General features: G+C 61.8%; 10 protein-coding genes. 5 read left to right on the plus strand and 5 right to left on the minus strand.

The genetic code is table 11. From position 1 onward, the window contains the following. Nucleotides 1-2: 2 nt before the first annotated feature. A complete protein-coding gene (locus AC1D1X_RS08220; protein WP_477698117.1) occupies nt 3-893 on the minus strand; it encodes a PPK2 family polyphosphate kinase in 891 nt (296 codons plus the stop codon). Between the two features lie 200 nt (nt 894-1,093). On the opposite strand from AC1D1X_RS08220, the gene AC1D1X_RS08225 reads away from it, so the two are divergent. Together AC1D1X_RS08225 and cqsA are read left to right on the plus strand one after the other, a co-directional pair. Continuing rightward, nucleotides 1,094-1,537: a rhodanese-like domain-containing protein gene (locus AC1D1X_RS08225; protein WP_477668564.1), complete on the plus strand. Its 444-nt coding sequence runs from the start codon at nt 1,094-1,096 to the stop codon at nt 1,535-1,537. Nucleotides 1,538-1,756: 219 nt separating this feature from the next. Further along, on the plus strand, nt 1,757-3,007 hold the full coding sequence (cqsA, locus tag AC1D1X_RS08230; RefSeq protein ID WP_477668563.1) for an alpha-hydroxyketone-type quorum-sensing autoinducer synthase: 1,251 nt from the start codon (nt 1,757-1,759) through the stop codon (nt 3,005-3,007). Nucleotides 3,008-3,015: 8 nt separating this feature from the next. On the opposite strand, the gene AC1D1X_RS08235 is transcribed toward cqsA, so the two are convergent. Both AC1D1X_RS08235 and AC1D1X_RS08240 read right to left on the minus strand, forming a co-directional pair. Further along, nucleotides 3,016-4,002, minus strand: coding sequence for a response regulator (locus AC1D1X_RS08235; RefSeq protein ID WP_477668562.1), 987 nt, complete (start codon nt 4,000-4,002; stop codon nt 3,016-3,018). Nucleotides 4,003-4,049: 47 nt separating this feature from the next. Then, entirely contained in the window at nt 4,050-5,351 is a 1,302-nt protein-coding gene (locus tag AC1D1X_RS08240) for a sensor histidine kinase (RefSeq protein ID WP_477668561.1), read from the minus strand. 90 nt (nt 5,352-5,441) lie between these two features. On the opposite strand from AC1D1X_RS08240, the gene AC1D1X_RS08245 reads away from it, so the two are divergent. Together AC1D1X_RS08245 and AC1D1X_RS08250 are read left to right on the plus strand one after the other, a co-directional pair. Next, nucleotides 5,442-6,110 carry a helix-turn-helix transcriptional regulator gene (locus AC1D1X_RS08245; protein ID WP_477666524.1) on the plus strand — a complete coding sequence of 223 codons (669 nt, stop codon included), beginning with the start codon at nt 5,442-5,444 and terminating at the stop codon, nt 6,108-6,110. A 79-nt stretch (nt 6,111-6,189) separates the two neighbouring features. Beyond that, nucleotides 6,190-6,957 (plus strand): type III pantothenate kinase, encoded by a 768-nt coding sequence (locus tag AC1D1X_RS08250; protein WP_477668560.1) that lies wholly within the window; start codon nt 6,190-6,192, stop codon nt 6,955-6,957. 142 nt (nt 6,958-7,099) lie between these two features. On the opposite strand, the gene AC1D1X_RS08255 is transcribed toward AC1D1X_RS08250, so the two are convergent. After that, on the minus strand, nt 7,100-8,632 hold the full coding sequence (locus AC1D1X_RS08255) for a wax ester/triacylglycerol synthase family O-acyltransferase (protein WP_477668559.1): 1,533 nt from the start codon (nt 8,630-8,632) through the stop codon (nt 7,100-7,102). Between the two features lie 215 nt (nt 8,633-8,847). On the opposite strand from AC1D1X_RS08255, the gene AC1D1X_RS08260 reads away from it, so the two are divergent. Beyond that, a complete protein-coding gene (locus AC1D1X_RS08260) occupies nt 8,848-9,102 on the plus strand; it encodes an acyl-CoA-binding protein (protein ID WP_477698118.1) in 255 nt (84 codons plus the stop codon). An 83-nt stretch (nt 9,103-9,185) separates the two neighbouring features. On the opposite strand, the gene AC1D1X_RS08265 is transcribed toward AC1D1X_RS08260, so the two are convergent. Next, on the minus strand, nt 9,186-9,965 hold a 780-nt coding region (locus tag AC1D1X_RS08265; RefSeq protein WP_477698119.1), incomplete at its 5' end, for a Bug family tripartite tricarboxylate transporter substrate binding protein.

Below are 9,965 nucleotides of genomic sequence, written 5' to 3' on the forward strand. Positions count from 1 at the left end.
GCTCAGGTGACTTTCAGCCCCCTGAGGGCCGGATCGCCCGGCGGAAAGCGTAGCTTCAGTTCCTGCAACCTGGCCCGGACGAGGGTGGCGATCATCAGGTTGCGATGCGTCTTGGAGTCCGCTGGCACCACGGTCCAGGGTGCCCAAGGAGTGCAAGTGGCCTGGAGCAGCGTTTCGTAAGCCTTCTGGTACTGCTTCCACTGCTTGCGGACCTCCAGGTCGCCCGCGCTGAATTTCCAGTGTTTGGCGGGGTCATCCAGTCGCTCCTGCAGCCGTTGCTTTTGCTCATCGGGACTGATATGCAACATGAACTTGAGGATCACCGTACCGGTTTCCGAGAGCATGCGTTCGAAGTCGTTGATGTGCCGGAACCGCTGTGCTGTTTGTGCCGATGTGATCCATCCGTTGACGGGCGGCACCAACACATCTTCGTAATGGCTGCGGTTGAAAATCACGATCTCCCCCGTGCCCGGCAACTGCTGATGGATTCGCCACAGGTAGTCATGCGCCCGCTCATCTTCCGTCGGAGCCTTCCAGCTGACCGTCCGTACGCCCAGCGGGCTGATGCGCCCAAAGACACCGCGCAATGTCCCGTCCTTGCCTGAGGTGTCCGTTCCCTGCAGGACCACAAGAAGTTTGTAGCGTTTGTCCGCGTAAAACAGGTTTTGCAATCCGTCAATCTCCGTGGCCAGTGCTTCGACGRCAGCTTTATCACGTAGCTTGTCGCCCGTCGAGAACGGCTTGGCTGCCGGGTCAAGGCTGGCGAGGGAAAACCCCTTGGGCTTCGTCGGGGAGGGTTGCCAGGGGGCTACGGTTTTGGCCAGCGCCTTGAAGCTTGCCTTGCCAGGCTGTACCTCTTGTGGAGAAGGTGTGTCGGCGTTGTTGCGGGGCATCCGGGTCTCCTGCAGTTCATCGGTAGGATGATTGTGCATGCCCAGCCCACGTGAGGAGGGCGCGCGGCCAGCCTATGCCCCTCACCGTCTGATGGGTGGTTTCAGGTGGATAAACTTGATCTGCTGGTTTGGGCCGTTGCCATGAGATGCATACACGCCCATATACCTGTTGGTCAACATTTGAACTGAGAGGCCCTGTCATGGAAAAAAACACTTCTGCAAATGCTTCCGCGCGGCCTGGTGTCCAGCCTGCTTCCGGTTATGCCGGCGATATTTCTCCACAGCTGGCTTTTGAGTGGATGCAGTCGGGTGAAGCCGTGCTGGTGGATGTGCGGACCGACGCCGAACGTGAATGGGTGGGCTATGTGCCCGGCGCAGTACCTCTGGCCTGGAAGCAATGGCCGGGCATGGCGATCAATGCTGGTTTTGAGGAAGGACTGAAGGACGCCGTGCCTGCCGGCAAGAAGGCAGTGCTGTTGTGCCGCAGCGGCGTACGTTCGGTCGCAGCGGCCAAACGCGCGACCGAGCTGGGTGTCCAGGCTTACAACATCCTCGAAGGTTTTGAAGGCGATGCTGATGAGCAGGGGCAGCGCGGCCGCAAGGGTGGCTGGCGTTTTTGGGGCTTGCCGTGGAAGCAGGGTTGAGATGACTGCCACCTTCGGTGGCCGGTACATCTACTTTTTGTAACTTGAATATGTAATTAAATGACGGTTGGACTTCCTAAAAATGAGGTGAATAGTTCACACCACGATGTCGCAAATTTGGTGTATCGATGTACCCCCTGTTAATTCTGACAGGGGGTAAGAAGTATCAATTTGTTTGAGCGCTTTCAATGGGGTTCCCCTTTTTAACGGAGCTCCCTCATGCAAGTACTCGAACGCAAACTTTCCCCTGACGCCGCGCAGTTTTCCAACCCTGCCCTTGGTGCCCAGTTATGCCAGCGAATATCCCGTGACTTCACGCCGCGCTGGAATCAGCAGTGGAGCGGAAAGTTCATGCTTCATGGCAAAACACCGGACTCCAATGCCATCCGGCTGGACGGCAACGACTACCTCAGCGTCACTGGCCATCCGCACATCGTTCACGCGCAGGTGGAAGCCTTGCGTAAGGAGCGGGAGTTTGTGGTGCAGTCCGGTGTCTTCCACCTGAACCAGCATCCCACACACACGCTGGAGCTGGCACTGGCATCCTGGGTCGGCAAGGACGACGGCTTCATTTGCCAATCGGGTTATGCGGCCAATGTCGGCGTGCTGCAGGCGATTGCCGATGCGCAGACCCCTGTATACCTTGATACGCTGGCCCATGCATCGTTGTGGGAAGGCGCCCATGCGGCGCGCGCCCCGGCTTTCGCTTTTCGCCACAATGATCCGGTTCATCTCGCCCGGATGATCGCCAGGAACGGCCCTGGCATCGTGGTGGTCGATTCCGTGTACAGCACCACGGGTGCCATCTGTCCCCTGGGGGAAATTGTCGATGTGGCCGAGCAGCACGGCTGCATGATCCTGGTGGATGAATCGCACTCGCTGGGCACACACGGCCCGGAAGGTGCGGGGCTGTGCGCCGAGTTGGGCCTCACCAGCCGCGTGCACTTCATCACCGCCAGCCTTGCCAAGGCTTTTGCCGGCCGGGCCGGCTTTTTTACCGCGCCGGCGCACATGCGCTATTACATTCTCTGTTCAAGCTTTCCCAATATCTTCAGCTCCAGCCTGCTGCCGCACGAGATTGCCGGCCTTGCAGCCACGCTGGAGGTGATCCGCAACAGCGACGATGCGCGTGCAAGGCTTCACGCCCACACGCGCAGGTTGCGGTCTGCCTTGAGCGAGCTGGGCTATCCCATCCATCAGGGCAGCCAGCAGATCATTGCGCTGGAGGTTGGACTGGAATCCGACACCATGGTGTTGCGGGACCGGCTGGAGGAGCGCAACGTGTTTTCGTCGATGTTCTGCGCGCCGGCCACCAGCAGCAAACGCGCGATGATGAGGTTAACTCTGAATGCCGGGCTGATGGATTCCGAACTGGACCATGTGGAAGCGGTCGCACGCGAGATCGCGCCGATCGTGAAACCATGGGACTGGCCGATTGCACGGCGCGCCCGGGCCGGCCAGGAGGCATGATGCCGGCGTCAGTCCTGAAGGTGTCTCTCACCCGAGGTGGCAATAAATCGCTCGTGGCTGCTCATGAAGCCGGGGTTAAAAGGCTCGCCGACGGTAAAAAGCGCCGCATGGAGTACGGTCGGACCGGAAGCGATGGCGAAGGCCTGGCGCGGCTGGGGTTTGTGGCCGGCGCCCAGTGCCAGCTGCAGTTCCAGATCGATGAGTTTCCTGCCCGCTGCCACGTCCTTCACGGTCGAGGCATCCCAGCCTTGCGATGCCGCCATTTCGGCAAGCTCTGGCAGGTTCCCGGCGGGTTCCAGCTGCAACCAGCTGACGCTGCCTTTGCGGTCAAGGGCCAGCACACCGAAGGGTGCACCGATCACCACATGCTCGATCCAGCCTTGCCGCAGCGCCAGGTTTTCCAGCTCCTGCGCGACGGATGTTTCGCACAGCAGCGCATGCTGCGCGCGGGACAGCGTCGCCCGCCAGGTCTGCTGGTGCCGGGGATCGGGCTGTCGCAGCAGCGCCTGCACCGCATCGGTCAGGCGCAGCCGGATCTCCGGAGATTGCTTGGGAATGAATTGTTCGATCAGCCCGCGGTTGAAGGCCGACACGGCAAGTTGCTCGTCGGCCCTGCCTGTCAGCAAAACGCGCGAACCCGACCACCCGGTCAGCTCGCTCAACACCCTCAGCCCGCTCATGGCCGGCATGGAATAGTCCACCACGCAGACCTGCGTGAGCGCAAATCGCGCCGTGCCGTCTTCCCGCCAGTACTGCAGGATTTGCGGGATCAGGGCCGACCCCTCGCGCCATCGATTGATGATTTCCTGCTGGCGCCAGGCATCCGCTTCCCAGCGCACCGGCTCCTGGAGCAGCAGGTCTATACACGCCACCGGGCGCAGGAACAGGCGTACATGCCAGTCCAGCGGCATGACTTCCGCGAGCATTTCGAGATAATCCGGGTCGTCGTCCAGGAAAACCACGCCTCCGGGACGGCGGTAAAGTGCAAAGGACATGTTGTCAGTCTAGCGCGGGTTGTCAAAAGCAAATCATGTGCAAGGTATCAGGCCGTAATCGGCAGCTCGATGGTAAAAGCAGCTCCCACGGCGAACTCTGATTTCACATGAATGGTGCCACCTGCGCTTTGTACCACTTGCTGGCAAAAGGCCAGGCCCAGGCCATGCCCCGTGCCGCGGTTGCTCGAGAAGAACGGCTTGAAAATCTGCGGCAGCAAGGCAGCGTCGATACCCATGCCCTCATCGGCCACCATGATGCGGCCGCGCGCCTGCGTCCTGCCGACTTCAATGCGCAGGGCGCCGTGCGGGTATTTCGAGTCAGCCGCCATCAGGGAATGCAGCGCGTTCTTGATGAGGTTGTCCAGCACCTGGGAAAACTGTGTGGCGGAAGAACGGAAGGTGAAGTCATCGTGAACAAGCACCCGCACGCATTCCCTCTGGCGACTCGACTGGTAGGGATACGCCGCCACGACATCCTGGACCAATTTGCCGGCCGCGACCTGTTGGGTATGCCGTGGCAGCTGCAGCAGCTTGGCATTCGCGATCTGTGTGTCGATTTGGTGGTTCATGTTTCGAACCAGTGCGTGAAGGCGCAGCGCCAGTTTGTCCAGCTGCAGCGCGCGCGGGTTGTCGGGCTGGCGCTGTACCTCCAGCTGGATCGCATCGCCCAGCAGGGCTGCCGTCGACAGCGGCGTGCGCAGCTCGTGCGCCATGATGCCGATGGTAGTGAGCGTGCTGGAAAGCTGTTCCCGCCGCAGGTTGGCCGAGGAAAGGTTCAGCACCAGCGCGATCGACCAGGCAAACGCAAATACCACGGCATGCACGGTGCGCTGGTCTTCCGGCAGGGCGGGAACCGCCGGCCCCACGTACAGGAACATGACCCAGGCCAGCCCCCCCCCAGTGATGGTGCCCAGGGTCGCCAGGCGCCAGTCAGTGACATGGTAGTAGATCAGCACCATGGCCGCCAGGGTGGCCAGCCACACGGTATTGCTGCCGTTGCACAGGTACATCCAGCTGAACAGGACCGGCAGTTCGAGCCAGAACACCACACCAAATACCCGTTGCGCCAGCCGGCTTCCCGGGTCATGGTTGACGCGTTTGGTCATCAGGCTGTAGCCCAGCACGCTGGCCACGACGCGCAGCGGAAGGTTTTCATAGGGCTGCGGCAGCCAGACCGACCAGATCCAGGCGAACAGGGCGTTGCCCGAAAAAAAAGAAAGACCCAGCCACCACAGCCGCCGCGGGGATGGATGCAAAATGGGCTCCAGGGGCGCAAGGATCAGTTCCTCGCGCAGCCACTGAAGCAGGGGACGCCGCGCAAGCCACGCGTGAAAGCGGGCGCTCCTCACGTTAAGAACTTCTCCAGCACAACCGGGAACCTGACTGATGATGCATTTGACATTTGACTGTATTGTCCCGGTTCTTATCTCGTCAAGCTAATGCTGTTACCTGCCAACTTTGACAGCGTCAGCCTGGACGGCGTCATCAGCGACTGGCTGTGCGCCCTTCGCGAGTTCTCGGTCGAAGCGCTCATGGTACTGGGCCCCGACCCGTTCGGGGGGCAGGAAGACCGGCTGGTGCTGGCCATTCACCCTCCGCGCCTGCTGGATGCCGCCGAGGCCCTGGCCGAGAGCCGGGACTTCGGCGCCCCGTGGCGCGACTCCGACGCACCTCTTGTCGCCTGGCAGGATATTTCCAAAACCGCTTTCGAAAGCCTGGGCCGCTGGCGCCGGCTGTGGCTGGCTCACGGTTACCAAAGCGTGGTGCGCATCGCCTTTCCGTTGACGGTGGGGCGGGCCTTTGAATGCTACCTCTTCAGCCCGCGCCAGTGGCATGACCGCAGCGAGGCGGCCTTGCTGGCCTGGTCGGCCCTCAACATCTGGCCGCTGCTCAAGCGCGCGCTGGCCGAAGCGCGCAGCCCGCTGAGCCCGCGCGAACTCGAATGCCTGAGCCTGGCCTTCCAGGGGATGACGGCACGCGAGACCGGCGAGTTGCTGGCCTGCAGCGAACGCACGGTGAACTTTCACCTCTCCAATGCCATGACCAAACTCAAGGTCGACAACAAGCTGGCCGCCATCCAGCGCGCGTGCTGGTTCGGATTGATCTGAGCGTTCTTTGCCGCGTCTACTGGAAAACCTGTAGGCCTGCGCCTGCAGGTGCGCTTCAAACCTGTTCATAATCCGCCAAATGACCTTCCTAGCGCTTGACGTGGGTAACACCCGCCTGAAATGGGCCCAGTACGAAGCCCCTGTGCCCAAGGCCAAGCTGCTGGCGCAGGGCGCGGTGTTTCTGGAAAACATCGACAAGCTGTCCGAAGAAGAGTGGGGCGGCATGCAACCTCCGTCGCGTATCCTCGGCTGCATCGTTGCCGGCGACGCCATCAAGCGGCGTGTGGTCGAGCAGATGGAACTCTGGGACGTGGCGCCGCACTGGGTCGTTTCCAGCCCGCATGAGGCTGGTGTCACCAATGGCTATGACCATCCGGCCAGGTTGGGCGCTGACCGTTGGGTGGCCATGATCGGTGCGCGCCACCGGCTGCTGGCGCGCGGCATCAACAAGCCTTGCGTGGTTGTCATGGTGGGTACCGCCGTGACGGTCGAGGCGATCGACGCTTCCGGCAAATTCCTGGGCGGCTTCATTCTTCCAGGCCACGGCATCATGCTGCGCGCGCTCGAGTCCGGCACGGCCGGTCTGCACGTTCCTACCGGCGAGGTGCGCGACTTTCCCACCAATACCAGCGATGCGCTGACCAGCGGCGGCACTTTCGCCATTGCCGGTGCGATACACCGCATGGTGGAAAACGTCGCCCGCCACTGCGGCGAAACACCCGAATGCATCATGACCGGCGGCGCTGGCTGGAAGATGGCGCCCAGCATGTCGGTGAAGTTTGAGCTGGTGGACAGCCTCATCTTCGACGGACTGTTGGCCATCGCCTCACAGCGTTTTGCAGCCTGACGCCTTTTCCGCGCGGTGGAGTTGCTGCGGGATGTGCTATCAAAAAAGTAGCTGCTTGCGCCCGTCGTTATTGGGCTAAGGCCATAAAAATCTCAAAAAAATTAACCGGAGCTTCCTGGCAACTGCGACGCACAGCGAGGGCTCACTCTCCCCAAGGCAACATCAGCGTCACGATGGACAGCTTGGCGAACTCCGGCACAAACTCATCGATGATGCGCTGCGGCTCCGGGCACAGGGTGCTGTCGGTGATCACGCCGAACTGCACGCCGCCGCCGTAGCTCAAGATAGACACGCCCAGCCCCACGTCGCCCGACTGCGGTACCCAGAACATGCTCTGCTCCAGTGTCGAGCCGCAGAACTTGAGCTTTTCGCGCGGGCCAGGCACGTTGGTCATCACAGCCGTGGTTTTCTTGGCAAAGAGGTTGAGCATCACGTCCTGCGCCGGCTTGATCAAAAGGCCCGCCACCGCCAGCAGGCTGAAAGCCAGCAACGGCTGGTAGCTGCCCTTGAGCGCAGCCATGCGCCGGCGCACCTCGTAGACGCGCTCGATCGGATTCTCCACCCCGATGGGAAGCACCAGCGGCACCAGGCCGAACCGGTTGCCCAGCTTGTGCGCCTGGTCCAGCGGCCGCAGGTTGACCGGCACCATGGCGCGAATCTCCTGGCCCGCCACATCGTCACCGAAGGTTTTCAAATATTCGCCCAGGGCGCCGGCCACGCAGCTGAGCAGCACGTCGTTGATCGAGCAGTTGAGTGCCTTGCCCACGGCTTTGACCTCGTCCAGCGGAATCGGCTGGCACCAGGCCACTTTTTTTGCGCCGCCGGGCTTGCCTTTGAGCCGGGTCTTGGAGTCGTCGGGCATCAGGGCCAGCGCGGCGCCGTCCTTGAGCACCTGCATCAAGACCTTGGCCATGTCCATGGAGCCGTGCATGCCGTCTTCCATGCCCTTTTTGGGGTCACCCAGCATGCCCAGCGAGCGCGCTGCACCTTCACCGACGGCACCCAGTGCCTTGACGGTGATGTCGGTGAAGGGCTTGAGCAGGGTGTCGGCAATCCAGTCTTCCGTGCCGGTAGCCGCCGCAGCCTTCTTGCGCCGCTCAGGCGGCGGCGTGCCGCCATCGACCAGCGACATGGTCACGGAGATCAGCGCAATACCGTCCGCGATGCAGTGGTGGATGCGCACGATCATCGCGCTGCCCTTGACGCCATCGGGCCCGGTGTAATCCTCGATCAGGTGAATTTGCCACAGCGGGCGTTTCGGGTCCAGGCGCTGGGTGGCAAGCACGGCCACGCGGTCCTGCAGGGCCTGCTCCTGGTTGGCTGATTTGGCCAATTTCTCCTGCACGACATGGTTGGCCAGGTCGAAGTTGCGGTCCATCACCCAGGTGGCGCCGGCGGCGTCTTCCATCACGCGCTGCTTGAAGCGGTCGTACTTCAGCAGGCTGTTTTCGATGCGTTCGCAGACGGCTGCGTACCTGACGCCCGGCGCAAGCTGCCACACGCCCACGATCATCATGAGGTTGGCATCGTTGTCCATGCGCAGCCAGGCCGTGTCGACCTTGCTCATGCGCTCCCCTGAAATGCCCAGGGTTCCCGAGACGGCCCGCTTGACGTTCTTCTGGACGTTTTTTGCCACTTTTCGGCCTGCGGCCTGAGCGGTAACGCGTGTAACCATGAGCACTCCCTAAAACCAACTAAATTACCTGTCGGAAAGAATTTTCCGCCGGGCCGCCCCCAAGGAAAATTAACCCCCTCGGGGGGCAGCGCATTACACGTAGTGAAAAGCGTGGGGGTAATCCTCTATTTTGGCGGTAACGGCCTCGCTAAGATACCGGGCAGTTACCCCAAGCCACCTCATTGGTGACCCACTTCTAAAAACGGAGATTTCTCATGTCAGACCTGAAAGCTGCCTTCGACAAAGCCATGGCCGATTCGAAAAACCTCAGCGAGCGCCCCGACAACGCGACGCTGCTGAAGATTTACGCGCTCTACAAGCAGGGCAGCAGCGGTGACAACGCCGACAAGAAGCCCGGCTTCGGTGACATGGTGGCCCGCGCCAAGTGGGACGCCTGGAACAGCCTCAAGGGCACCTCGCAGGACGATGYAATGCAGCAGTACATCGATTTGATCGCCGATCTGAGCTAAGACTCTCCTCCACAAAAAAAGCGGCACAGTCCCGGCGCGATTTGCACCGGGGCTGTGCCGCTTTTTGCGGGCTGTTAAAGACTTCAGTCGGCTTTAATGTTCGCCAGTTTCACGATCCGGCCCCACATCTTGCGCTCGTTGTCACCCAGGGTAGCCAGCTCGGCGCCGCTCATCACAACCGCTTTCGCGCCTTGCTCTTCGGCGCGCTTCCTGAAGCCTTCCGACTCCACCACCTGCTTGATGGCCAGCGAGAGTCGGCCTTGCAGGTCGGCGGRCAGTCCTGTCGGCCCGTAGACCGCGAACCACGACGATGCCACCAGCGGCACGCCGGTCTCGATGGCGGTCGGCACATTGGGTTGCGCGGCCAGGCGCGTGCGGCCGGTCACCATCAGCGCCTTGAGTTTACCTGCGCGGATGTGCGGCAGCAGCGGCGGCGGTGTGGTGATGGTGAAGTCCACCGTGCCGGCCAGCAGGTCGTTCAGCGCCGGGCCCGTACCGCGATAAGGGATGTGCACCATGAAAGTCTTGGTCAGGTCCTTGAGCAGCTCGGTCGTCACATGCTGCAGCGAGCCGTTGCCACTGGATGCATAGTTGACCTTGCCGGGGTTGGCCTTGACGTACTTGATGAAGTCCACAAAGTTGTCGGCGGGAAAGTTGCCGCGTACCACCAGCAGCTGCGGCGCGTCAATCAAATGGCCCAGCGGCTTGAGGTTGGTCGCCGGGTCAAAGCCGGGCACCGGCTGGATCAGCGGCGTGATGCATTGGTAGCCCGAGTACTGCACCAGCAGGCTGGTGCCATCGGCCGGGCCTCGCGCGACCATCTGGCCGGCGATGTTGCCGTTGCCGCCGCCGCGGTTGTCCAC

The organism is Polaromonas sp. P1_G4, assembly GCF_056405475.1.